Below are 25,536 nucleotides of genomic sequence, written 5' to 3'. Positions count from 1 at the left end.
CTATGCGCCCATTCGCTATCCGATTGAGTTTAACCATTGCCCTGCTGATGTTGGCCGTATCGGTTTTATTGGCCCAAAACCGGTATCTGATTCGGGGTCGAATTACCGATGGCGCATCGGGCCGGGGATTGGCGAATGTGTCGGTGGCCGACAAAAAACAGAATCTGGGTACCCTCAGCGACAGTACCGGAGCTTACAGCCTGCGCGTGCTGCCGGGTTTGTATAGCCTGACTTTCTCCCGGCTTGGGTATTACAGCCGCAGCATTCCGGCCGACATCAGCCGCACCGACGAGGTGGTGAACGTAACGCTCAATCCCGATATCCGGCAACTAGAAGAAATCAACGTAACCGGGCGCGCTCCCGATGCCAACGTTTCGGCGGCCCAGATGAGCGTGGTCAAGCTCGACATGAAGAATTTACGCAATATTCCCGTTGTTTTTGGCGAAACCGATATTCTCAAAGCCCTGACGCTGCAACCGGGGGTCAGCACTGTTGGCGAAGGAGCGGGCGGTTTTAACGTACGGGGCGGCCGCACCGATCAAAATCTGGTGCTGCTGGACGGTGCTCCGTTGTTCAATACGAGCCACTTGCTGGGGTTGCTGAGCAATCTGAACGCCGATGCCATTCAGGATGTCACGCTCTATAAAGGCGGCATTCCGGCCGCTTACGGAGGGCGGCTGTCCAGTTTATTACTGATGAACACCAAACCGGGCGAAACCGAGCGGCTCAGCGTCAACGGTGGAATCGGATTGATGACGAGTCGGCTACTGGTGCAGGGGCCCGTTACGAAGAACAAAAAGCTGACTTTTCTGGCTGGCGGCCGCCTTGCCTACCCATCGCTGCTGCTGAAGCTTTTTCCCGCTCCAACCAACCAGAACCGGGCGTCTTTTTATGATCTGAATGGCCGGATCACGTACCGCTTTACCCCAAATAGCCAGGTAACGGGCACCTTCTACCGATCGTTTGATACGTTTAAATTTCCCCAGGATACGCTTTACACCACCCAGTCTACCCTGCTCACGGCCCGCTACAGCCAGCGTTTCAACCCGCATCTCTCAATTAACCTGACCGGCACTCAGAGCGATTACCGTTTCTTTTTAGACGGCCAGGGCACGGCCAACACGTACCGCTACCGCTCGACGATCCGCCAGCGCGAGGCCCGGTTTGAAGGGCAATGGACACCCATACCCGCGCATCGGGTCGAGTTTGGGGGTTCGCTGACGGCGTATTCGCTGCTGCCGGGAGCCATCGCCCCCACCGGCGACGATTCGAACATCACCATGCAGACGCTTTCGACCGAACAGGCCCGCGAATGGGCGGGTTATCTCTCCGACGAATGGACGCCCCTGCCGCAATTATCGGTTCAGGTAGGGATTCGCTACGCCCGGTTTACCAACATCGGTCCCGGCCTTGGTTATCAGTATGCCGACGGAATGCCCCGAAGCCGCGAAACCATCACCGATACACTATCGTACGGGAATGGAAAACCGGTCGTTCGCTACGGCGGCTGGGAACCACGGATGACGGTGCGGGTGAACCTCACAAGCGCGAGTTCCCTGAAATTCAGCTACCACCGCACCCGGCAGTTTCTGCACCTGATCTCCAACACAACCGCCATCTCTCCCGTCGACTTCTGGAAACTCAGCGATCCGCTGGTACGGCCTTCGGTGGCCGATCAATGGGCCGTGGGCTACTTTCATAATTTTCGGGATAATACGTACGAAACTTCGGTGGAAGTATACCGCAAGGACATGACGGATCTGGTCGAATACCGCAACGGCGCAACGCTGCTGCTAAATCCGGCTTTGGATGCCGACCTGCTGCGGGCGCAGGGGCGCGCATACGGGGTGGAACTAAGTCTGCAGAAAACCCGTGGACTGCTGACGGGTCTTCTGGCGTATACGTACGCCCGGACGCTGGCGCGGGTCCAGACGCCCTACGCCCGCGACCGCATCAACGGCGGAGCCTGGTATGCCTCAACCTTTGATCGGCCCCACAACCTGACCGTCGCGACGCAGTGGAAATGGAGCCGGGGATGGACCTTCGGCACCAACTTCATTTATACCAGTGGCCGACCGACTACCTATCCGGACGGGACTTACCGACTCAACGGAACCAAAGTGCTCGATTATTCGCAACGGAATGTCGACCGCATTCCGGACTATCACCGGCTGGATGTGTCGTTTACGAAAGATGGTCGGCGCAGCCCGGGACAGCGTCGGTACAGCAACTGGTCTGTGTCGCTCTACAATGTGTATGCCCGCAAGAATCCGTATTCGATTTATTTTCAACGGGTCAATACAACCACCCGGAGTTACCGGCTCTCGGTTTTTGGCACGATTATACCCTCCTTAAGCTGGAATTTTAACTATTAAACCACTCTTTTTTACTCTGAATCGCTCATTCCATTGGCTATTTCTCAAAAGTGACAGCGATTGACTCATTTGTGACAGCGTCTTTCCGGTCTGAAGCCGACCTTTGATTCATTCAAACGACACACAAATTAACCTTCAGATATCATGAAAACGCTACGCCAGTTCCTGCTTGTTGCCACTACGTTGACTTTCGCTTCGGCTTCCTTCGCGGCAACCAATCCCGACAGTGGCTCCAAAGCCAAACATACCGTGGCCACCTACCAAACCAGTCTTTACACCGATGCCCAGGGCAAGTTGCGGATTGCGGTTGATAAAGAAACCGGGGGAGTTGTTGAGGTCCGGCTGGTCAACCAGGCAGGGAAGGAGTTTTTTGTTCAGGAAGTGGGCAAACATCAGAAAATAGCTCGCCTGAGTCTGGATGTCAACTCCCTGCCCGACGACGCTTACCAGGTAACCGTTTCCAATGGAGTCGATACGAAAGTCAATAACCTGACGCTGGCCACCCAACAACCCCGTGTTCCGGGTCGGCTGATCGCGGTAAATTAACCGAAACGTCTTTTTAACGTTCTGGTTCGTAACGTGTATAATGAAAACCGGTCCTACTGTAGACCGGTTTTTTCATGATGGTAAAAACCAGCACCAACCATTGGTCGATGAAAACCACTATGCGTTGTGTTGCGGTTTATGGCCTCGGTTGGCGTCCGTCTTGTTTCGCCCGATTTGTCATCACGGATTGCTCGAATTCCGTGGGTGACAGCTTCGAAAACTCGTTTATGAACAGAATCGGCTGGCCGTCTTTTTCGGCGTATTCCGTATCCATGCGGAGCCACAAATTCCAGTCAGGTGCCTGCAAATGAGAAATATTGCCGACAACCTGCGTATCTTCCGGCCGTTGGGCGTATAGTTGGGCATAGCCGGCGACCAAACCGGGCACTTGCCTGGTGAACGCATCCTGCACTTCCTGCGGCAGTTGTTCAAATGTATGCCGGGCATCCTGCGCCCAATGGATTTCAAAAGGATCGGTCATCGTCATTCCATTCGACTTGTCTTATTTCGACTTTAGCCATTTGGGACTATTTATTCCAAGGCTTTTGCTGCCCTGGTTTGCGTCCCACGCAACGAAACTACACTATTCTAAACGAATTATCCGTAAGAATTGAACGGTAAGCAGGTGTTTGTCGCCCCACAGGATCACTTTTGATTCGCATTACTTACGTTCCGCCATTCGTGACACGCTTTGGTTGGTCAGCAAATAAATCTTGGATAACTTGCCACAGCGTCGACGGGCGTCAGTCCGCTGCGTACATGGATCGTAGTTTGAATCCATCAATCTACTGACTGGTTTTTTCATCAAAACCTTTTTTCAGTGCTTCCCTAACCTTTAAAAATATCAGAACACAATTCCAATGGATTCAAGAAGAGAGTTTCTCAAAAAGGCGGCCCTGTTGTCGGGCGGTATGGGTTTTGCCGGACTGTTACCCGAATCGATTCAAAAGGCGATGGCCATTAATCCGGCTCCGAATTCCACCTACCTGGACGCGGAACATGTGGTGATTCTGATGCAGGAAAACCGCTCCTTTGATCATACCTACGGAAAATTGCAGGGCGTTCGCGGTTTCAACGATCCGCGGGCGATCACCTTGCCCAACAAGAATAAAGTCTGGTTGCAGACCGATCCGAAAGGCGATACGTACGCGCCGTTCCATTTGAATATCAAGGATACGAAGGCCACCTGGATGCACGATCTGCCGCATTCCCGGGAGTCGCAGGTGGATGCCTACAACGGTGGAAAATACGATCAATGGCTTGCCTCGAAGCGGTCGGGCCATAAGGAATATGCCGACATGCCGCTGACGCTCGGGCATTACGATCGGGAGGATTTGCCGTTTTATTATGCTCTTGCTGACGCGTTTACGGTTTGCGATCAGAGTTTTTGTTCGTCGATGACGCCCACGCACCCCAACCGCTACTATTTGTGGTCGGGGACGATCCGGGAACAGCCCACGATGGATTCGCTGGCGGTGGTGCGCAATAGCTATTTCTCGTATAACAAGCCCGTTAAGTGGAAATCCTTCCCGGAACGACTGGAGGAAGCGGGCGTTTCCTGGGCTTTTTACCAGAACGAAGTGAGCGCCGTGATGCAGTTCAATTCGCCGGTGGGTTCGTGGCTGGGGAATTTTGGCTGTAATCCGCTGGAGCGATTTGCGCAGTACAATGTCAAATTCTCCCAACAATACCGGCATTTCATTCAGCTGGAAATCGAGAAGTTGAAAAAGCAGTTGCCTGAATCAGAGCAGCAACTGGCCGCAGCCACGGGCGACGAAAAGGATAAGCTGGCCAAACTGCAGGAAGGCAAGCGGGCGATGCTCGAAAAATACGAAGCCGAACTGATTCAGTACAATGCCGGAAATTTTGACAAACTGTCCGACACCGGAAAAGGCATCCATAACCGGGCTTTTGTGACCAACCGTAACAATCCCGATTACCTCAAACTGAGCAGTATTTCCTACCCGAATGGCGATGTGGAGCAGAAGGTTAGCGTGCCGAAAAGCGATATTTTCTACCAGTTTCGGAAAGATGTCAACGAAGGAAAGTTGCCCACGGTTTCGTACCTGGCATCTCCGCAAAATTTTTCCGATCACCCCTCCGCCCCCTGGTACGGCGCCTGGTTTGTCTCCGAGGTGCTGGACATTCTGACGAAAAATCCGGAGGTCTGGAAAAAGACGATTTTTATCCTGTGTTACGACGAAAATGATGGCTACTACGACCATATTCCGCCGTTTTCCATCCCCAATCCCTTAAAGGAAAATACGGGAAAAGTATCGGCGGGCATCGATGTCAAAGCCGAATACGTGACCCTGGAACAGGATTTATCGCAGGTTCCGAAGGCCAACGCGCGGGAAGGCGCCATTGGCCTGGGTTTCCGGGTGCCGCTGGTGGTGGCCTCGCCCTGGTCGCGGGGCGGCAAAGTAAATTCGCAGGTTTTTGACCATACGTCCATTATTCAGTTTCTGGAAGAATTTACGAGTCATAAAGCCAAAAAACCGGTCCGGGAAACCAACATCACGGAATGGCGCCGGACGATTTGCGGGAATATCAGTACGGTTTTCCAGCCGTACGATCCGACGGCCTACCAAAAACCAAAACCGGTCGACCGGGACGAGATCGTAACCACCATTCACAAAGCACAGTTCAAAGCGGCTCCGGCCAACTTTAAGGCACTGAATGCGAACGAGGTTACACAGATCAATCGAAATCCGGCAGCTTCTTCGAATTTACCCAAACAGGAACCGGGAACCCGCCCGTCCTGCCCGATTCCGTATGAACTGTACGTGGAAGGGGAACTGGCGGAAGACCGCCGGACGTTTACCATCAGCCTGAATGCTGCCAACAAGGTGTTTGGCAAAAAAGCGGCCGGTTCGCCGTTCCTGGTTTACGCCATGAATCCCTACCAACATGATCCGCTGAACGTACGGAATTACGCGGTGCGGGCGGGCGATACCCTTTCGGATACCTGGAATCTGGCCGATTTTGAAGGGGGTAAATACCACCTCCGGGTGTACGGTCCAAACGGTTTTTTCCGTGAATTTGCCGGTGATGGAAAAGACACCCCTATTCATTCGGTTTGTACCTACGTGTTGGACAAAACCGGGAAGCCCACCGGTGATGTGCAGCTTGAGATTCACAACCGGGAGAATACCGCCCAAACCATTCAGATTACCGACAACGCGTACCAGCGAAAACCGATCGAACTGAAGGTAGCCGCCAACGCGAAGGTGCGCACGACGGTTCCGGTTTCCCAGAATCAGGGCTGGTACGATTTCAATCTGAAAGTTGGGAAAACCGAAACCGTCAAGCGGTTTGCGGGCCACGTTGAAACCGGCAAAGAAAGCATCACCGATCCCTACATGGGCAAATCCTGAAAACATTCCGTACTCGCTTCACCTTATTTGTATCCCGTTTGCCATGCATTTATTCGTAACCACCACCCGGCTCTGTTTCTCTGTTTCACTGCTGCTTTTCGCGCCCGGCCTGCATGCGCAGCAAAGCTACGTAGACGGACGACCGGCTGCGAAACACCGGATGGCTTGCCGGGACGAAGGGATCGTTCTGCGGTATGGCGATGGGCCGGATAGTTGCGATACGTACGGCGCCCGCGAAGCGGTGGTCAACAAGGAGGGGGATCGCTATTATTTATTTTATGACGGGGCGGGAAAAGATGGCTGGATTGCCTGCCTGGCGGAAAGTCAGGATCTGAGAAACTGGACGAAGCGGGGATTGATGCTGGAACTGGGCAAACCGGGGAGCAACGACGCTAAAAGTGCCTCATCGCCCTGGGTAATCAAGGAAAAAGATACCTGGCATATGTTTTACGTCGGAACACCAAACACGACCCCTCCACCGAATCGAATCCCGGCTTTCCCTTATTTGACAATGAAAGCGCAGTCGCGCTCGCTGGCCGGTCCCTGGAAAAAACAATATGAGGTGGTGGCCCTGCCGCCGAAGGAAAACAGCTACTACACGGTGACGTCCAGCCCCGGTTTTATTGTCAGACAGGGAAATGAATATCTTCAATTTTTTAGTGGGGCAACGCAGGAGGGTAAAATCACCAAACGAACGTTAGGCATCGCCCGAACGAAAGATTTGAATGCCTCCTGGAAAATCGATGAAAACCCCATTTTTCCGCTGGATGAGCAAATCGAGAATTCGTCGGTGTTTTTCGATGCCAAAACAAAAACCTGGTACCTCTTTACGAACCACATCGGTATTAATCAAAAACGCGAAGAATATACCGACGCGATCTGGGTGTATTGGACGAAGGATATCAATCACTGGCGCGCAGCCGACAAAGCCATTGTTCTGGATGCCAAAAATTCAAGCTGGGCAAAAGGAGCGATTGGGATGCCGACGGTGATTCAGGTGGGCAATCGGCTGGCGTTGCTTTATGATGCCGTGGAGGGTTCCAGTACCAGTCATATGCGCCGGAATATTGGACTGGCCTGGATGGAGTTGCCGTTACAAATAGTAGAATAAATTGACTAACTTGATTTCGAAACGATTCGATGATTTCAATGAAACGATTAGTATTTGTGGTTTTTTGGGTTTCATCCCTGATTGTGGGTTCTTTAAACGCCCAAAATCCACAAAGTGGAGCTTCCCCCAAAACCACCTTTTCCAATCCCCTGCCGGTCCAGTTAGGCGACCCTTACGTGTTGTTCTCCCAGGGAACTTACTACCTCTACGGCACGGGTGGCGGAGCCAAGAAGGGGTTTGTCACCTATTCATCGAAAGACATGGTTAACTGGAAACCGGAAGGACAGGTGTATTTTCACGACAATCAAAATGGCTGGAGTGACCCCAAAGCCAGTTGGGGCGGAGCCTACTGGGCGCCTGAAGTTTATGAGGTAAAAGGGAAATTTTATCTCTTCTACAGCGCCCAGTGGAAGGTAAATCCGACCCGGGAAGTGGAAAATTTCCGCATTGGAGTAGCCGTTGCCGACAAGCCGACGGGGCCGTTTATCGATCTTGCCAACCAACCCATTTTTGATCCGGGCTATCCCATTATCGACGCTAACGTGTTTTTTGATACGAACGGCAAAGCCTATTTATATTATTCAAGGTGCTGTTATAAACACGCCGTCGAAAGTGAAGTGGCCGATTTCGCCCGGCAAAAAGGCTGGTATAAGGAGATTGAAGAAAGCTGGGTGTATGGCGTCGAACTCAACCCGGATTTTTCGGGTGTCATCGGCCAGCCGGTTTTATTGCTGCGCCCTCCCGTTAAACTCAACGACAAGCAGGCCGAATGGGAAAGCCGGTCTGTTACGGCTCACGAAGTAAACCGTCGCTGGACGGAGGGTTCCGTTACGTTTAAAAAAGGCAATACGTATTACATGATGTATTCGGCCAATCACTTTGGCGGTCGCTATTACGCGATTGGGTACGCCACATCGTCGTCGCCCCTGGGGCCGTACACCAAAGCGGCCAATAATCCAGTCCTGCAGCAAAATGTCGATCAGGGTGGCTCGGTAACGGGCACAGGTCACAACAGCATCGCCTATTCGCCGGATGGCAAAGAAATGTTCTGTGTCTACCACGGCCGAACCGCCAAAACCGGTGACGAACGCGTTGTCTTTATGGACCGCATGCAGGTCAAAAACGGCCGGATCACCATTCTGGGCCCCACCACCACCCCGCAGCAACGCCCCTCGGGCGTACTACCAAGGGCGCAGAGTGAGCGTTGAGTGTGTTGAGCGGTTTTGGGAATAAACCGCTCATTTGAACCTGGAAAATGATCAACTTAATGTCCCCAGCCTTAGTACGAAACCGCGCCGTAGACCAGCCGCAGATACCGTTTCTGCAAGTGGGAAAAATAAGCCAGCGTCAATAAAAAACCTATGAACAACGCGCTGAACGACAGCGGATTATTCAGATACGGAAAGGCCATTAAAATTAGCAGCGAAAACCGGCTGATTTCCAGGTAAAATACCCACTGCCGTTGTTCGAGCAAAGCTCCACAGTTGACCAGCGTAAGCAGAATAAACAGGGAAATCAACACCTGATGATAAAGGGGCACCTGCTTTTCGAACAACAGGAAAACAAACAGAACGGTCAGAATACCAATCAGTTGTCCCAGAACGTAACCCCGAAACCGGCGACTGGTGGTACGAACGGACGAACGGGATAAAAACCGCCTTTCCAGATGATCCCGAATTTCCGGGTCAATGTCGTCCGGACGACCGAATAACACCTTGATTTTGGCCACAAAACCGGGCGTTCGTCGGACGGTTTCGGCAAGTTCCATCATAAAATGGAATTGTTGCCACAAAAAGCTATGACTTTCGAGCGGTTTGGTCAAGCCGTAAACGAGTTCTTCGGCATCTTCCTTTTCTTCGACGAATGTCCCGAACAGTTTATCCCAGATAATCAGCACATCGCCGTAATTTTTGTCCAGATACTCCGGATTGCTGGCGTGGTGGACGCGGTGGTGCGAGGGCGTCACGAAGATGTACTCCAGCCAGCCCAATTTGCCGATGGTGCGGGTATGAATAAAAAACGGATATAAACCGTGGAGGAGCAACATGACCGTAATCATTCCGGCGGGAAAACCGATCAGCGGCAGAATGGTCCAGAAACCGGTTCGGATGAGCGCCTGAAAAACCGTAATCCGCGCCGAAACCGTGTAGTTAAAATCCTCGCTCTGGTGGTGAACGACGTGGGCGCTCCAGAAGACATTGACCTCGTGGGCCAGCCGGTGGTACCAGTACCAGACGAAATCGGTAGCCAGAAACAAGGCTACCCAGCCCAACACGCCGGGTTTGAGATCGAAAATGGCGTAATGCCGGTGAATATAATCGTAAACGAAGTAAAAAGCGCCAACGGTGAACGTATCGAGCAGCCGCTCGGCGATTCCAACGTTGATGTTGGCGACAGAGTTATTAAAATGAAAATATTTTTTTTTCTGCCTTTTGGAAACCAGGTATTCCAAACCCATAAAAAACAGAAAAAATGGAACGGCAACGGCCATCCAGTTCAGTGTCAGAGTGCTCATACACGTTGTCTACGAAAAGTTATAAAAAAACAGATTAGAAGAATACCTTTTAATTGTTTTCATACGTGAGTTATAGCGTATTTCGAAGCAAATGGCACGTGAAGTGTGTCTCAAAAGCATCGAATTTTGCCTTCAAAAGGGATATCGTTGAAATACCGTTAAGGTAACAGACCGATTTGGCGAAACAGTTCATTAAATATGCCATCTTTCTTTAATTACATTTACAGACTAAACAGTAAACAAGTACGGTATTCGTTAAACCGGAGGTCGGTTTTTTGATTTACCGAAAGCCCGCTTCGTTTTCATTCATTTTTACACCATCGGTGAAGTAGTTCAAAAGTTCAGGATTCATATCTATGGTTTTAGTGGACAAATAGCAAAAATTTTATAATCGCTGTAAACGCTCACCGGCCTGAAGCAGCACTTCGTCGTCCTTGGCGAAACAAAAACGGAGGATGTTGTAATCGTTTTTCTGGCGATAAAACACCGAAACCGGGATCGACGCCACCCCAATCTCTTTGGTCAGTCGAATGGCCAGATCGTAGTCCGGTTCGTCCGTAATGGCGCGATACGAAACGGTCTGGAAAAAACTTCCCTCCGTTGGAATGAACTGAAACCGGGAACCGCGCAGGATTTCGAGAAACAGATTCCGTTTGCGCTCGTAAAACTCCGGCAGCGATTCGTAATGAACCGGATTCTTCAAATAATCGGCCAGCGCATACTGAACGGGCGTTATCGTGCTGAATGTCAGGTATTGGTGAATTTTCCGAAACTCAACCGACAGCTCTTTCGGCGCCAGGCAATAACCGATTTTCCAGCCCGTAACGTGAAACGTTTTTCCGAACGAGCCACACACAAATGTCCGTTCCTGCAAAACCGGGTGCGTCGCCAGCGACAGGTGCGGCCGACCGTCGAAACGGATGTGCTCATACACCTCGTCGCTCACAATCCAGATGTCGCGGTCTTTCACCAGGGCGGCCAGTTGGGCCAGATCGTCGGCCGTCCAGACGCGCCCCGTCGGATTCTGGGGCGTGTTGACAACGATAAGCCGGGTCTTGTCGGTTATTTTACCGCGCACTTCGCTCCAGTCGATGGCGTAGGTCGGCGGTGTCAGGGTGACCAGCACCGGAATGCCGCCGTTCAATTCGATGGCCGGAATGTAACTATCATACGCCGGTTCGAAGACGATGGCTTCATCGCCGGGGCGAATCACCGCCATGATGGCGGCAAACAACGCTTCCGTTGCGCCGGACGTAACGGTGACTTCCGTTTCCGGGTGATACGACACGCCGTACAGTTGCTCCGTCTTTTGTGCCAGCGCTTCGCGCAATACCGGCACTCCCGACATGGGTGCGTACTGGTTAAATCCAGTTTTCATGTATTTTTCCACCAATGCCACCAGCTCCGGCGAACAGTCAAAACCGGGAAATCCCTGCGACAGATTAATAGCGCCGGTGTCACTCGCTAATTTCGACATTACCGTGAAAATGGTCGTTCCTACCCACGGTAATTTGGAGGATAAAGCACCCGCAACTGGTAAATTCATGGTGTAAAAAACGATTCCAAGTTGTCTATCGTACCAATAGAGTCGATTGATTAGTCCGGTTTTGAACGTCAATTGACCCCGAAAAGTACAAAAAAAATGGCATAGAAAAATCGAAAAAACATTTTCGATCCATTTTGCAGAATAACACGAACCGCTTCGGGATATTGGCGAACCGTTTGAGCAATTAAAGAACCGCTGGTTGACCGATTTTGGCGTTATTGCTTAAAAATTCAAGTGAAAGTGCGAGACAGAATCAATACGTCACCAAAACCACCCCCCGGTATTCAGGGATCAAAGGCTGGTTGGTTTTGATGCGGTATTCGTAATTGCCCGGTTGAACTTTCTGGTTTTTATACGTGCCATTCCAGGGTTTATCGTATCCTTTTGAATAGAAAACAACTTCACCCCAGCGGTTGTAAATTGTCACCTCACAATCCGGAAACTGATCGGTATTGCGAATTTCCAGCACATCATTGACCCCGTCGTTATTGGGCGAAAAAACATCGGCGACAAACATCCGCTTCAAGACATCGACCAGGACGGTTTTTTCAGTCCGGCAATCGCCCGGGGCCAAAACCGTCAGCAGATACGTTGTGGGAGTAGTCGGATTGGCCAACGGATTCAGGATGGCCGGATCGGACAGGTAGTCGGGCGGTTCCCACAAAAACCCGGTTGTTGGGCCTTTGATGACCGGTTTTAGCTGAACCGAATTCCCCATCAAAACCGTCACCCGCTCCGGCAGATTGACTTCGGCAGGCGGTTCAACGCGAATCTGGCGGGTAATGGTTGCCGGACAGGCCGACGTCCCGGCATACGTATAAGTGATCGCATGTGTACCCGCACCGGCTTTGGTTGGATCAAACTGAGTACCCGACACCCCGGAACCCGAAAACGTACCACCAGCCGGATTCGCCACCAGCAGCAACAAGTCGGAACGGGTGGCGCAAACGGGCGGCAGGCTGTCGAACTGCAAAACCGGGCGCGGAATAACCGCTAACGTCAAAGGGGCGGAAAGAGCCTGACAACGGTTTCCATCCGTGATCCGAACCTGGTAGGTGCCAGCCTGCCCGATCATTTTTGTGGAAGCATAACTTGTATTGACTGACGCATTGTCCTGCAACCACTCGTACTGATAATTGGAGCCAATGGCCGCATCCAGCCGAACCTCACCATCCTGACAAATCGCGGACGACGAACTGACCAGCGTCGCTTTGGGATTTGGATTGACGATTACAGCCAGACTATCGCGGTTGGTACACCCCATCGACGACGTTGCCCGGACGCCGTATAACCCGGTTTTGGTAACGGTCAGCGAGGTGTTGGTCGCTCCGGGCAAAACCGTGCCGCCCGTTGTCCACTGGTAACTCACCGCCGTCTCCGGCTGCACCGACAGCCGGAGCGATTGGCCTTCGCAGAGCGGAGGAGCTTTGTCGGTGGCAATGTTGGCAGCCGGGGGCGGCAACATCCGGGCTTTGGTTACTTTCGAGGTGGTATCGTTGCCGCAGGTTTTGGCAAAGCTTTTTACGACCGCATAATCGCCGGTTTCATTAATGGTTAAAGTTGCGGACGTTGCACCCGGAATGTTGGACCCATTGCGTTGCCATTGATACGACCAAAGCGGATTCGACTCGGTCGAAAGCAGGACAGTGGTGCCGTCACAAAAAGGCAGATCGAGGGTTTCGATGTTTTTATAACTGATCACCGGCGCGGGTGGCGTGTTGTTGCCGCAATCGACCACCGGCATCTGAAATTCGCGCCGAACAGCGCCGATTTTGACGCCATTGCGGTATTCTTCGCACAAAACCGCAAAAATGAACAACCCGGTTTGGGTGGCCGTCATGCTCAGCTGACCGGTTTGGGCGTTGATGGACAGGGGCGGATTACCGGGAATGGAACGGGCTGCGCTATACCCCGGCAACCAGATCACTTCCGGATAACTGGCGTGTGACTTCCCGTCTCCGGCGGTATTCTGGGGGGTATTGTCCGTAAAACCGGCCAGTGGCGTCACAAGCGAGTAACGCAGCTGATCGCCGTCGGTGTCCGTTGCGTTGAAGTTTAGTTTAAACGGCTTGTTGACGCAGATGTATTCGCCATTCGGAAAGCTGAATTCCGGGCTGGAATTGATGAAGGCGGCACCATTACGCACGACGGGCGGAAATTCCATGTAAAACAACATGCCTTCGCCCGCCGGATTTTGAATATTGCTAATGTCGGCACTGCGGCAACAGCGGTCCCAGACGATGTAATAACCGCCGGGATCGTTGTAAACGGCGGGATTCAAATAAATGTCTTTACTGTAATACATCGCCAGCACCTTCAGGTTTCGCAGATTGGCGCAGGCCTGGTTGTCGTAACGCACCTGCTGGGATGTCGTCTGATTAACCGTGATTTCGTCGGTCAGAGCGTTATCGCTTTTGCGGAAAATATAGAGCTGAATCGTGCGTTCGTACGTATCGGCGTTCGACGTGGCCTGGTCGAAAAACAGCGTCAGTTTCAGATTATAATAGTTCGCCCGATTCGTGACACGAACGCTCATTTCGCCACCATAGATGTGTTTTCCGAAACCATCCGGCAGCGTTAGTAACGCCAGAAGAAAACTACACCCGGCAACCCAAAGCCCCCGAAACACCGGAACACCTGAGGTGAATCGGCCCAACAACACATCCATAAGCGGGTTTCGTAGAAAATGAAAGCATAGAACAGAATCAGTATTTTGTCCGTACTGAAAATATACGAAGTCAGAATCAATATATTACCAAAATTGACAGAACGGTAACATTGTATAAGACGAAAAAGCCCCGCAAAGTGTTGCGGGGCCGAAGTGGGTTTTACCGGTTTTTCTACGGAGCGGTTTTTAATTCACCACGTTTCGCGGTTTTCCGCTAAAAAAGGCGCGGATATTCTCGGCGGTTTCGTGTAGCAGCCGCTGACGGGACTCCAGCGTAGCCCAGGCTAAATGGGGAGTAATGAGGCAGTTACGGGCCGAGAACAGCGAGTGATCCGGCAAGGGCGGTTCAACGGTCAGCACATCCAGTCCGGCTCCGGCAATCCGGCCTTCGTTCAGCGCATCGGCCAGGTCGGGTTCGTTGATGAGGGCGCCCCGGCTCGTATTGATCAGAAAAGCCGTCGGTTTCATCTGGTTCAGCAAGCTGCGGTTGACAAACGCCCGGTTTTCGTCAGTGACCGGGCAATGGAGCGAAATGACGTCACTCTCGGCAAAAAGGGTGGCCTGATCGACGTAGCGAATGCCTTCCGGCGGCTGCTCGTCGGTATGTCGGCGGTTGACCAAAATCGTCATTCCGAGGGCCAGGCCGATGGCGGCTACACTTTTCCCGATGTCGCCGTAACCAACCACGCCCAGGGTTTTTCCGGCCAGTTCGACCAATGGGGTTTTCCAGTAACAAAAATCCGGATTCCGCGCCCAGTCGCCCGCCCGAACACTGTCGGCGTGTAACCCCACGTGGTTCGTCAGTTCGAGCAGCAGCGAAATCGTCAGCTGCGCCACCGACGCCGACCCGTATCCTTTTACATTCGTCACCACGATGTCCTGTTCCCGGGCCGCCTTCACGTCGATGATGTCATAGCCCGTTGCCGTTACACCGATGTACCGCAGCTTCGGCAGTTGTTCGAGCGTCTGGCGGTTTATTTTTACTTTATTGACCAGCACCATATCGGCGTCTTTCAACCGCTCGATCAGTTGATCGGGTGCCGTGCGGTCATACAGCGTCACGCTGCCAAGTGAGGTGATGGGCGACCAGTCCAGATCGCCGGGGTTGAGCGTGTAGGCGTCAGCGTAAACGAGGTTCATGGGTAAAGGTTAAATGACGCCGAAAGATAACGCTAAAATGCGTTGGTATTACGGTTTTGAACGCAGAACAAACTCCAGCGCCCGACGCTCGGCCCACGAGAATTCGTCACCACGCACGCCAAAACCAACGTGTCCACCGGTTTTTGGTGTTTCGAGATAAATATTCGGGTGTTTTTCGGCCAGCCACGCGGGCGAACATTCGGGCGACAGCAGCGGATCGTTCTCGGCGTTGATGAGCAGCGAAGGAACGGCTATTCCAGCCATGTAGTTAACCGCCGATGCCTGGGCGTAGAAATCGTCGGCGTCGCGATAGCCGTTGACGGGTGCCGAAAAAAGCTCGTCGAAATCGCGCCAGAGCCGCACCTGATCCAGCCTGGTCATGTCCAGCTTGCCCGGAAACCGGTCGGATTTCTGCTGTAATTTAATGATCAGTTTCTTCATAAACCGATTGCGGTAAAACCGGTTTTTGGGCAAATCAAGCTGTTTCGCGCTGGCTTCCAGATCGGTCGGCGACGAAATGGCCACCACTTTTTTGATCACATCCGGGGCGGTTTTTCCGTGAACGCCCGCATATTTCAGCGTAATGTTTCCGCCCATGCTAAAGCCAATCAGGGCCACTTCCCGGTAGGACCTCGTCCGCAAAACGTGGTCGATCACTTCGGCGATATCGCCAATTTCGCCGTGGTTGTAGAGCCGGAACGCCCGGTTCATTTCGCCACTGCACGACCGGCAATTCCAGGCCAGCACGTCCCAGCCCTGTTGGGCGAAGAGTTTCGCGCTTGCTCTGATGTAATGCCGGTTGGAGTCGCCTTCCAGTCCGTGCGTCATGATGGCAATTTTATCCCTTTTGCGGTCGACCCAGTCGAGGTCCACAAAGTCGCCGTCGGCCAGCGTCAAACGTTCCCGTTCGTAAACTACGCCTTCAATTTTACGAAAAACGCTGGGAACAATGGTCTGAAAATGGCCGTTGATCAAATACCGGGGCGCTCCGGGGTAAGAAGACTGTCGAAGAACCGGCATGCCGTAACCATTTAGTCGTTTATGCTGTTACTTTTAACGAAATTTAGTCTGGTTGGTTCCCGTTATGGCAATTGCGAAGTATTTATCGGTTTTAGTAGCCAGTATGTTGAAGTTTGTAGGGGGTCCCATAACCGGCATTGCGCTGGGTCTTAACTGGACCGAAACCTGGCTGTCAACCGTGGCCGGAATGATGGCGAGCGTGGTGCTGGTTAGCTACGCCGGGGCTGGTTTGCAGGCACTTTGGGCTCGCTTCCGGAAGTCGACACCGAAACGGTTCAGTTCGCGGACGCGGCTGGCAGTGAAGGTTTGGAAACGGGCCGGAATGGCGGGCATTGCGTTCCTGACCCCCCTGATTCTGACGCCCATCGGCGGCACCATTCTGGCCGTTTCGTTTAAGGTAAACCGCTCTCTGATTTTCAGTTACATGCTGATCAGTGCCCTGTTCTGGGGCATTGTCTTTACACTGGCGATCTACGAACTGCCGGAATTAGTCAACCGCTTTGGCGGGAACGGTTTTTTGAAGAAGTGAGGGATACTGCGGACACATCCTGCTCTCACAAAAACACCGAATAATAATTCTTCTTGTTTTGCACAAAAGCCATAAAGATTAGCCGCTCATTGCCAACCCAGCGCGGAGCGTAATCGCTGGAAGGATTCAGACCCGGCAGCAACTTGATTTGCCGAACCTTGCCCGTTGTCAGATCCCGGACCCAGAGGGTATACGTAGTTCCGGCCTGGTTCGTTCGGGAGCTCAGAAAAGCCAGTTGTTTGCCGTCGGGCGAAAACGACGGTTGCGTATCGATCCAGGAAGGCTGGGTTTCAAAAAAGCTCACTTCCCCAGTTCCTTCCGGTGAATAATAAGAGATCGTCGCCCGCCATTTGTCATTGGAATTGTCGTTCCGGGCGCGCGACACGGCAATAAACCGGCCGTCGGGCGACCAGTCGAGGCTGCTTTGCCGGATGTAGTTGGATTCGCGAAGGGGCAAAACCGGGGTGAGGGCCGTAGCCGCACCGCCCGAAGTCGAAATTTTCCACAAGCGGGATTCGTCATTAGAAACCGTACTGTAAGCCAGCCATTTGCCATCCGGCGACCAGGCTATCGACCAGATCCAGGTTGCATCCGCAACGGGCAGCGTCCGGCTCGTCTTGGTTGCCAAATCATGGATGATAATTCCATTCTCCGCTCGGGAAGTGTAAGCCAGCTGTTTGCCATCCGACGAAAACGTAGCTCCTCCGCCCAGGCGGTTTACGAGTTTGGTGGTAACAACCTGCTCATTTTGCAGATCGGAAACGTACAGCGGATAGACATACGTACCGGGCGTTTCCTGAACCTGGGTGGAGTAGGTTGATTTTGTGCCATCCGAGGTTACATCGCCACCAAAAACGTCCGTCGAAAACTCGCCAAAACCGGGGTAATAAGCCGATTGCGAAACAAACGCAACGCTGGCCATAACCGGATAGGAATTGACGGAGGGTGCCGTTTTGTTTTTCGAAACGATCCGGGCCACCAACTGGTCACCAACCTCAGCGGCAGGAATGCGGATTGATTTTTCGCCGGCACCAATTACGCGGTAGCTCCGAAACGCCCCCAACTCACTGCTGGCCACCTGAACCTCATACTCTTCCGCTTCTACATCGGCAATATCGGGGCAGGGCGAGGTAACGCAAACAATCCGAATGGGTTCCCAACTCAGGTCATAGTTGGCGCCCGATACCGAAATCTGCAAACCAACGGGTCGCACTCGTTTGGCCGGATCAACCACCGTTTTCGGTTTGCAGGAAATAATCAGCGTCAGCAAAACCAAGAGTGGCCATGAAAGGGAGCGTTTCATCGTAAAACCGTGTATTTTAATCCGTTTGAAGACCCGTTTTGCAGCGCAAAGGTTGTAAAACGCCATGAAAAGTAAAATACCCGACTGACTGGCAGCCTGTATCGACCGGTCAATCGAGTTTTATACGCAAATCGGCGGGTAATTAACAAACGGCGGAAGCGGCTTTTTCTACTTTCCAAAAACCGCCGACGGAACGATTATACGTTATCGGCTCAGGATTTTTTCGTGAATTCCTGGTTGTCACGGGTGTTTTTCTGTACCGCGATGGCGCCGAATAAACCCAGCATAAAGGCAAACGCATAAAACCCTTTTTCGCTGGGCAACAGCGTCGCATTCCAGAGGCCAATGGTCAGCAGGGTAATGGACAGCAGGGTCGAAAACCAGCTGAGTCCGTAATAAATATCCGTTACGGGGAAGCCTTCGAGCCGATCTCTGACGCTTTTTTGCAGCGATACCACCGAGAACAGGCCGAACATCAGAACGGTAAAATAGAATCCTTTTTCGTTCAGGAGCATTTCGGAGCGCCAAAGTCCGATCAAATAACCAAACATACCCATGCCCAGGGCAACCCATGAAGCGCCTACGAAGGCAGCTGACGTTTTCATTTTCTAAATTTCCAGTTTATCGTGTGTATAACGTGCCGATTCAACTCCATTCGGCAATTGTAGCGTAAAGGTAGGTATACGAATACCCTCCGTTAAACGTGAACTTTTAACCGGCTGCTTTGAAGGCACAACGGGTGGTTTTCAGTGCTTAATTGGTATCAGAATTTGCGCGGATAAAGCGGTTCTGTTAAACCGCCCTAGTCCAGAAGGGGTTGTTTAACTTCAATCCGAAGCTGGTGCGTATTGAATACCTGCGAATTGGGGGCCACACTTTTGGTTAAAAACACACTGCCGCCGATCACGCTGTTTTTGCCGATGACGGTTTTGCCACCGAGAATCGTGGTGCGGGCGTAAATAATGACGTTGTCTTCCACCGTCGGATGGCGTTTGGTTTCGGCCAGGTCTTTGGCAACCTGCAACGCGCCCAGCGTCACACCCTGATAAATCGAGACATTATTGCCGATGACGGACGTTGCGCCAATGACAATACCCGTACTGTGGTCGATCATGAACGGAACGCCAATCCGGGCCGCCGGATGAATGTCCGAGCCGGTGTTGCGGTGGGCATTTTCACTCAGGATTCGGGGCAGAACCGGGATGTTCAATTCCGTCAGCCGGTGCGCAATCCGATACACGGCAATGGCGTAAAAACCGGGATACGAGACAATTACTTTGTGAACGCTGGTCGATGCCGGATCAAATTCATTGATTTTGTTCGCATCCAGCCGGAGGCTCTTGTAAATCGTTTCCAGCGACTCATAAAAAGCCGCTACGGTTTCTTCAATATCAACCTGTTCCGGGTCCAGATAGCTCAGCAGAATATTCTCCAGATCGATCTGGTTCTTTTTCAGGATACCGATGTAGGTTTCCTTTTTGTGTAAGCGGTTATTGGGAAACAGAAACTCAAAGAGATTATCCAGCCAGGCAATGGCATCCTGAATCTTGGGCGTGGCTTCCCATTCGGCTTTGTGCGTCTGATGGAGTAAATCGATAAAAGTATTGACAGTTGACATGGCTGCGATGCATTAACACTCCTGAAAGCGGGTAAAACGGTTTGCTCTACCCGCTGCTTTCAGGTTTTACTTTTTCGGTTGATTACCGGATCAACGAAATAAAATTAAAGGAATGGTAATTGGAGCAAACGGCTAATTTGCTGCGGCTGATCCGACAAGCTGATACTCATAATACATCGTCACAACCCGATAACCAAACTTCTGATAAATCCGGAAACCGTCTTCGGACGACTGGAGCAAGGCGGTTTTATAACCGGTCTGTTTGGCGTAATTGAGCGCGTGGCGCATCAAAACCGTCCCAATTCCCTGCCCCCGAAATTCCCGGAGCGTCGCCAGGCTGTAGATGCCAATGATTTGATTGTTGGTCGGAAATAATTCAATAACGGAAACGGGTTGGCTATTCCGGTAACAAACCATCAAAACTGTGTCCGGAGCAGCTAACAAAACCGGCGCCACGTTTTGGTAATAACGCAGTACGTTCTCATCTGCCGGTTTCCAGTTCTGGGCAATCACGGTAGCAAAGTCGGCCAGTTCTTTCCGGTTTTTTACAATTCTGATTTCGTCCTGATGCTCATTATCAATCGGGATATAGGCGTCGAGCGACAGAATCATGCCCGGGTCCTGACCCACGCAAGCCGCACCCAGTTGCCGTAAATTCGCGACGGTGGTTTCGGTCGCGGCGGTTTCACTGAGCCAGAAACAGAAGGGAAGCCCTGAATGAACCGTGTAATCGACAACGGTTTTCAGATCGGCCAAACCGGGCCGAGAAGCGTTCGGAATATGAACAATATTGAACGTGTCGGACGCCAACTGCGAATTGACCACCAGGATATCATTCATGACCCGAACATCCATGCCCGCGGTTTGGGATGGGAAAAACCGGACGTGCCGATTGAAATTTTCGTCAAGAAGCTGTTCGGGAGTCGACGCATCGCTAACCATTTGCCTGGATTGTTCAGTAAAGAGAAAATCAGATAAGCGAAGGTGTTCATCCCTGGTAAAACCGCTATTTAGCTGTCAGCTTGCCGATCGAATTAGTACCGGGCTCCGTAAAATAGATGTTCCCTTTAGAATCCATAACAACGTCATCGAGGGCGTCAAGTCCCTTTTTCCCTTTGTATAAGGTCGTAACATCGCCGGTGGGAGATACAAGACGAATGCTGCTGTTGATAACGTCGGCTACGAGCAAAAAGCCAGCTGGAGTTACAAACAAACCGATGGGAGAATTGAAACTGGCATTCTTACTATCGCCGTCATTGTAACCACCTACTCCGTTACCAGTGAATCGCTGGACTTTTCCGTCCGTCGAAATTTTGCGGATATCGTTTCCAAAATGCTGACTGATATATACATTTTTCTTACTATCCAGCCCAATACCCGCTGGATAATAAAAAGTAGCCTTGTCAACAGGCCCTTCCTGAAAACCGTTCTTGTTTGCAATCCCAGCAAAGGTGGTAACGGTTCCATCCAGAGTTACTTTTCGAATCACCTGATTATCAGTGTCGGTCACCAGTAATTCATCACCATAGAAAGCAATCCCATTCAAAGTGCGAAAACGGGCATTCTCACCTTTACCATCCTTGTATCCACCCGGCTCCAGGCCGATGGTAGTCCCGCTGAGCGTCGTTTTAACCCCATCTTTGGTAACTTTAGCAACGCTCGTACCTTCAGCCAGATACAAAGTGCCATCTTTTCCAATTACTGCACCTTTGGTACTGTAATTGATATCTAGTTTTTTACCCAGATTATTTTTCAGGGTGTTAACGGTGCCATCGGGAGAAATGACCCGGATGGCATAATTTCCCTGATCAACAAGATACAGGTTATCTTTCGAATCGATAGCCAAAGCGCCCGGCTTGTTAAAGAGCGCATCCGCTAGTTTCCCGTCGACCAACCCAGCTTTTCCACCCGTTAATGTGCTGTATGAGTACGAATATTGATCAGGATTTTTGGTTGTGGGAACAATAGCCGAGTCCTCAGAAGAAGGCTTACAGGAAAACAGAAGCAGTCCTGCTCCAGCCAGAACGGGCACAAGATTTAAAACAGACATTTGAATAGTAAAGACAGAGGGTTAGAAATAGTGAAATCAAAACTATCGGCTTACCGGCACGCTTGGCTTGGCGGTTTTTTTCCGGAAATCCCCGCGCGAGAAGAATTTCTCGATCAGGCAGTACATCAGAATGAAGAAATACCGGCTACCCATCTCCTTGATTTTCAGCTTCGATTCGCCGTATTTCCGGTTGGTCCAGCTATTGGGTACCACCGCGAAGGTGTAGCCGCGCACCATCGCTTTCAACGGTAATTCAACGGTAAGATTAAAGTGCGGTGACAGAAACGGCTTCAGCCCTTCCATCGTCTCCCGTTTGTAGAGCTTGAAGGCGTTGGTGGTGTCGTTGTACCGAATGCCCATCGTTATCCGAATGATGAAATTAGCCAGCCGGTTGATGTATTTCTTCAATTGCGGGTAATCGACCACTTTACCGCCCTTGTTCCAGCGGCTGCCGAAAACGCAATCATAATCGCCTTCCAGCATTTTGTTGTAGAACTTCACGAGATCCTCCGGATCGTCGGACATATCGGCCATGAAAACCGCTACGCAGTCGCCCGAAAACCGCTCCAGGCCGTAACGAACCGCATACCCGAAACCGTTCGGACCGGGATTGGTCTGGTAAACCAGCGTCGGAATTTCGAGCATCAACTGATCCAGTACTTCGGCCGTGCGGTCTTTGGAGTTATCGTTGGTAACGAAAATTTCGTGCGGAATACCGTATTTCGACAGCGTGACGTACAACGACCGCAGCGTTTCCGGAATGGAATCCTGTTCGTTATATGCGGGAATAACTACACTTAGCTTCATGATCGATCCATTAAACGATGAGGCATTAACCGGATGGCGCTGTATAACTTCATGACCGGAGCCGGTAAAATATAATTTTGTATGATCTCCTTGGCTACTTCCGGTTTGGGTTTGCCCAGATAAAGGTACTTTAACGCCACGCCCGCCCGCCGGAAATAACTATCCTTGTACTGATTGGCTTCAAGCATCAGCTTATAATAACGGGCAATGTTCTTACGCAGCAACTTATCATACTTGTAATCCAGTTCCTGATTGATATTGGAATACATCAAAATCCGGTTATTCAGAAACGCCCGGTCTTTTTCATTATCCGAATAACTGGCTCCGGCCCGGTTTTTCCGGTAAACCGACATGGTTTCGTCAATGTACCCAATCGGCCCGGCCTTGGCCAGCAACACATTCCGCGGAATGTCGCCACTCTGGGATTGGTAGTACCAGGCCGGATATTCCGGAATGGCATTTTTCCGAAACATGATACTGGAAGTAGCCATGAAAAAAATCTCCTCCTCACCAATCAGATCGTCGACGGTATAGAACGGTTTTTTCTCATCGACCAGCACAAACGGCTCATACTGCTCATCTTCGAACACTTTCAGGGCATTCGTGAAACAGGCCGAATACTCCGGATGCTGGTCGAGCATGTCGGCCTGTTTTTGTAATTTATGGGGATTGATCCAGTAGTCGTCCCCGTCCATCTGGGCAATGTATTCGCCCCGCGCTTCCTTGAAGGTCGCCAGTGCGTTATACATTCCGTTATTGCCCATATTCTGCGGATGCAGCAACAACCGGATTTTATCGGGGTAACGAGCCTGGTATTCCGCCAGAATTTCGCGGGTATTGTCTTTGGACAGATCGTCGCCTACAATAATTTCAAAGTCGAAATTCGTCTGCTGACACAACACACTGTCTAACGTCTGCCGAACGAACTTCGCGTGATTGTACGTGACGATGGAAACACTGACCTTCATCTCAGTTGAAGATTTCATTCATCTGATTAACCGCCGGAAAATCCGGTGTAATCAGCTCGGCCTGCGGTTTGTAAATATAGGCTAATGGATAGCCGCGTTCGATGAAGGTGTTTTCCAATAAGTTGTTATACCGAAGTTGTACCGACCACCGTACCGATTCCGTGGAGTTAAGCCCGGAGCGGTGCACCAGAAACGCCGAGAAAAACAGCACGTCGCCCACTTCGAATTCCAGTTGCTGCCAATTGTCCGTCAGCAGTTCGTCGGGGATCGTGCCGATATAATCGACGGAAGTAGAGTCGTATAAGCCTTTCTTGTGGCTACCGGGCAGAATTTGCAGCGCACCCAGATCAGATCCGGCCGGTACGAGCGGAAACCAAACCACCACGCTGTCGAGCGACCCCTGGCCGGTCCGCCAGTCCTGGTGGGCGCCCAACCGCCAGTAATCGTCGCGTTTGGCCAAGTGGCGGCTGTTGAACATCATCGCGGGCCGAACGCCGATGACGGGATAGTCGAGTCCGAGTTCTTTCAGCGTATCGGTAATGCGTGAATCCGTACCCAACCGGTGCAGCGAAACCATGTGCTGAACCTGCTTGCCGGTGTTGGCAAAAGCCGTAAAGTCGGCGGCAAAAAACCGGTACATCGCCTGCTCGAACGAAGGCAGATCGTCAATATCCACCGATTCGCCCAAGGTGCGCTGAATCTGGTACGCAAAGATCTGACGCCCCTCCCGGTGGATGGCCTGAATCAGGTCTTTGTCCAGAAAATTTCTCAACAAAACATATCCGTTCTCTTTATAGGATTCGCGCAGTGATGACATGGCAGGTATGAATATGATTGAAAAATAGTACTATACTAATTTGCAATATATGAATCGATAGTAACAAAGGTACCGTACCTTGGTGGTAATGTCAACTTAATCAGCGGCATTTTAGTAAATGAACACCGTTTTTAAGGCTTTCGGCTGGTAAGCGGTTATGGCACAATTCCTTATTGTTCGCTTTCCTGAACGGCGTATCCGAAGCCCGAAGCGCCGAATCCGTTGCCGTTGTAGAGCATATTCCACTGGCCCTGATGCTGAAAAAGATGGCAATAATCCATCATCGCCGAATCCCATCCTTCCGCCGAGCGGTCGATTCCGGCCTGGTCGTCTTTCCGGTCCCAGGTAATTCCGTCCGTCGACTCCGCATATCCGATGCGGTAGCTTTTCTCCACGCTCGTCCGGAAGTCAGTTGCGCTCCGGTAGGAGTAATACATTTTGTACAAATCCCCGTCTTTAACCACTGCCGGGCGACCAATGGCGTCCGTAAATTCATTGTAACCAACGCAGGTAATACCGGTTCGCTCCCAGGTAATCCCGTCTTTCGACTCGGCGTATTTAACGTTGTAAAACGGTTCCGGGTGGCCGTTGATGATTTCGATTTTCGTACACGACAGGTACCACATCCGCCAGCGTTCGGTGCCATCGGCGTCGGTTTCGACCATCACGCAGGGCTGCGCAATCCAGACCTGGTCGTAGATGGAGCGGTCGAGCAAGGGTCCGTCGAAAGCGCGTTCAAACGTCAAACCGCCGTCGCGGCTGATGGCCAGACCAATGGCCAGCCGATACCAGGCGGTTTCGCTTTTATTCCAGCCCGTGTAATACAACCAGATTTCGTCTCCGCGTTTGATAAACCACGACGGCATGGCCCCGGTTTCATCGAACATGCCGACGGCACCTTTGCTCAGACACGGTTTGTCGTGCACGTACAGCACCTTCGAAAAATCGTTGGCGTCCAGTTCAACGAAGGAAGTAGACGATGAGCGGTTTTCATCGCGGGTGGCAAAATAAACCCGCAGCCGCTGGTCGTCGAGCGGAAAAGCAAACGGAACCTGCGCGTGCGTACGGCTGAACGGCATCTGGCCGTCGGTTTTATAAATCAATCCTTTTTTAATCCACATAAACAGGTAAACCGTTTTTAAGTAT

Annotated in this window: 21 protein-coding genes; 6 read left to right on the top strand and 15 right to left on the bottom strand. The window is 51.6% G+C overall.

The genetic code is table 11. The features are described 5' to 3' along the window. Nucleotides 1–2 precede the first annotated feature (2 nt). Together EHT25_RS10425 and EHT25_RS10420 are read left to right on the top strand one after the other, a co-directional pair. Entirely contained in the window at nucleotides 3–2,375 is a 2,373-nt protein-coding gene (locus EHT25_RS10425; protein WP_124874161.1) for a TonB-dependent receptor, read from the top strand. A gap of 144 nt (nucleotides 2,376–2,519) precedes the next feature. Beyond that, on the top strand, nucleotides 2,520–2,921 hold the full coding sequence (locus EHT25_RS10420; RefSeq protein WP_124874159.1) for a hypothetical protein: 402 nt from the start codon (nucleotides 2,520–2,522) through the stop codon (nucleotides 2,919–2,921). Nucleotides 2,922–3,057: 136 nt separating this feature from the next. Here EHT25_RS10420 and EHT25_RS10415 read toward each other — a convergent pair whose 3' ends face one another. Beyond that, nucleotides 3,058–3,402, bottom strand: coding sequence for a hypothetical protein (locus tag EHT25_RS10415; protein WP_124874157.1), 345 nt, complete (start codon nucleotides 3,400–3,402; stop codon nucleotides 3,058–3,060). Nucleotides 3,403–3,781: 379 nt separating this feature from the next. Between EHT25_RS10415 and EHT25_RS10410 the strand changes: the two genes are divergently transcribed. The 3 genes from EHT25_RS10410 to EHT25_RS10400 are packed head-to-tail and all read left to right on the top strand — an operon-like array spanning nucleotide 3,782 to nucleotide 8,617. Continuing rightward, nucleotides 3,782–6,298, top strand: a complete 2,517-nt coding sequence (locus tag EHT25_RS10410) for a phosphocholine-specific phospholipase C (RefSeq protein ID WP_124874155.1) — start codon at nucleotides 3,782–3,784, stop codon at nucleotides 6,296–6,298. Between the two features lie 43 nt (nucleotides 6,299–6,341). Beyond that, the gene (locus EHT25_RS10405) at nucleotides 6,342–7,409 is read left to right on the top strand and encodes a glycoside hydrolase family protein (protein WP_124874153.1); all 1,068 of its coding nucleotides are present in this window, start codon (nucleotides 6,342–6,344) and stop codon (nucleotides 7,407–7,409) included. A 38-nt stretch (nucleotides 7,410–7,447) separates the two neighbouring features. Further along, a complete protein-coding gene (locus tag EHT25_RS10400) occupies nucleotides 7,448–8,617 on the top strand; it encodes a glycoside hydrolase family 43 protein (RefSeq protein WP_124874151.1) in 1,170 nt (389 codons plus the stop codon). Nucleotides 8,618–8,688: 71 nt separating this feature from the next. Here EHT25_RS10400 and EHT25_RS10395 read toward each other — a convergent pair whose 3' ends face one another. The 5 genes from EHT25_RS10395 to EHT25_RS10375 all read right to left on the bottom strand — a co-directional run bounded on the left by EHT25_RS10395 (nucleotide 8,689) and on the right by EHT25_RS10375 (nucleotide 16,298). After that, nucleotides 8,689–9,924: a sterol desaturase family protein gene (locus EHT25_RS10395; RefSeq protein WP_310588746.1), complete on the bottom strand. Its 1,236-nt coding sequence runs from the start codon at nucleotides 9,922–9,924 to the stop codon at nucleotides 8,689–8,691. A gap of 385 nt (nucleotides 9,925–10,309) precedes the next feature. Continuing rightward, a complete protein-coding gene (locus EHT25_RS10390) occupies nucleotides 10,310–11,470 on the bottom strand; it encodes a methionine aminotransferase (protein ID WP_124874149.1) in 1,161 nt (386 codons plus the stop codon). Nucleotides 11,471–11,723: 253 nt separating this feature from the next. After that, a complete protein-coding gene (locus EHT25_RS10385) occupies nucleotides 11,724–14,138 on the bottom strand; it encodes a T9SS type B sorting domain-containing protein (protein ID WP_124874147.1) in 2,415 nt (804 codons plus the stop codon). A 186-nt stretch (nucleotides 14,139–14,324) separates the two neighbouring features. Further along, complete coding sequence (locus EHT25_RS10380) at nucleotides 14,325–15,278, bottom strand: D-2-hydroxyacid dehydrogenase (protein WP_124874145.1); 954 nt, start codon at nucleotides 15,276–15,278, stop codon at nucleotides 14,325–14,327. Nucleotides 15,279–15,326: 48 nt separating this feature from the next. Then, a complete protein-coding gene (locus EHT25_RS10375; protein WP_124874143.1) occupies nucleotides 15,327–16,298 on the bottom strand; it encodes a YheT family hydrolase in 972 nt (323 codons plus the stop codon). 103 nt (nucleotides 16,299–16,401) lie between these two features. Between EHT25_RS10375 and EHT25_RS10370 the strand changes: the two genes are divergently transcribed. Beyond that, entirely contained in the window at nucleotides 16,402–16,827 is a 426-nt protein-coding gene (locus EHT25_RS10370) for a hypothetical protein (protein WP_229311493.1), read from the top strand. 25 nt (nucleotides 16,828–16,852) lie between these two features. Here EHT25_RS10370 and EHT25_RS10365 read toward each other — a convergent pair whose 3' ends face one another. From EHT25_RS10365 to EHT25_RS10325, 9 genes are all read right to left on the bottom strand, one after another. Beyond that, a complete protein-coding gene (locus EHT25_RS10365; protein ID WP_185731330.1) occupies nucleotides 16,853–18,130 on the bottom strand; it encodes a PD40 domain-containing protein in 1,278 nt (425 codons plus the stop codon). Nucleotides 18,131–18,342: 212 nt separating this feature from the next. Next, a complete protein-coding gene (gene yiaA / locus EHT25_RS10360) occupies nucleotides 18,343–18,735 on the bottom strand; it encodes an inner membrane protein YiaA (protein ID WP_124874137.1) in 393 nt (130 codons plus the stop codon). Nucleotides 18,736–18,932: 197 nt separating this feature from the next. Continuing rightward, nucleotides 18,933–19,748 carry a serine O-acetyltransferase gene (locus tag EHT25_RS10355; protein WP_124874135.1) on the bottom strand — a complete coding sequence of 272 codons (816 nt, stop codon included), beginning with the start codon at nucleotides 19,746–19,748 and terminating at the stop codon, nucleotides 18,933–18,935. A gap of 132 nt (nucleotides 19,749–19,880) precedes the next feature. Then, nucleotides 19,881–20,690, bottom strand: coding sequence for a GNAT family N-acetyltransferase (locus EHT25_RS10350; RefSeq protein WP_124874133.1), 810 nt, complete (start codon nucleotides 20,688–20,690; stop codon nucleotides 19,881–19,883). A gap of 64 nt (nucleotides 20,691–20,754) precedes the next feature. Continuing rightward, complete coding sequence (locus EHT25_RS10345; RefSeq protein WP_124874131.1) at nucleotides 20,755–21,798, bottom strand: NHL repeat-containing protein; 1,044 nt, start codon at nucleotides 21,796–21,798, stop codon at nucleotides 20,755–20,757. A 42-nt stretch (nucleotides 21,799–21,840) separates the two neighbouring features. After that, nucleotides 21,841–22,605: a glycosyltransferase family 2 protein gene (locus EHT25_RS10340; RefSeq protein ID WP_124874129.1), complete on the bottom strand. Its 765-nt coding sequence runs from the start codon at nucleotides 22,603–22,605 to the stop codon at nucleotides 21,841–21,843. Further along, a complete protein-coding gene (locus tag EHT25_RS10335; RefSeq protein WP_229311492.1) occupies nucleotides 22,602–23,591 on the bottom strand; it encodes a glycosyltransferase family 2 protein in 990 nt (329 codons plus the stop codon). The genes EHT25_RS10340 and EHT25_RS10335 overlap by 4 nt, the downstream gene beginning before the upstream one ends. Then, entirely contained in the window at nucleotides 23,575–24,390 is an 816-nt protein-coding gene (locus tag EHT25_RS10330; protein ID WP_124874127.1) for a phytanoyl-CoA dioxygenase family protein, read from the bottom strand. Before EHT25_RS10330 ends, EHT25_RS10335 begins: the two co-directional genes overlap by 17 nt. A gap of 170 nt (nucleotides 24,391–24,560) precedes the next feature. Further along, nucleotides 24,561–25,511 carry a glycoside hydrolase family protein gene (locus EHT25_RS10325; RefSeq protein ID WP_124874125.1) on the bottom strand — a complete coding sequence of 317 codons (951 nt, stop codon included), beginning with the start codon at nucleotides 25,509–25,511 and terminating at the stop codon, nucleotides 24,561–24,563. Between the last annotated feature and the right edge of the window lie 25 nt (nucleotides 25,512–25,536).

Origin of the sequence: Larkinella rosea, assembly GCF_003858635.1 — a bacterium.
Lineage (GTDB): Bacteria > Bacteroidota > Bacteroidia > Cytophagales > Spirosomataceae > Larkinella > Larkinella rosea.
This window is presented reverse-complemented; position numbering and strand designations above follow the sequence as displayed.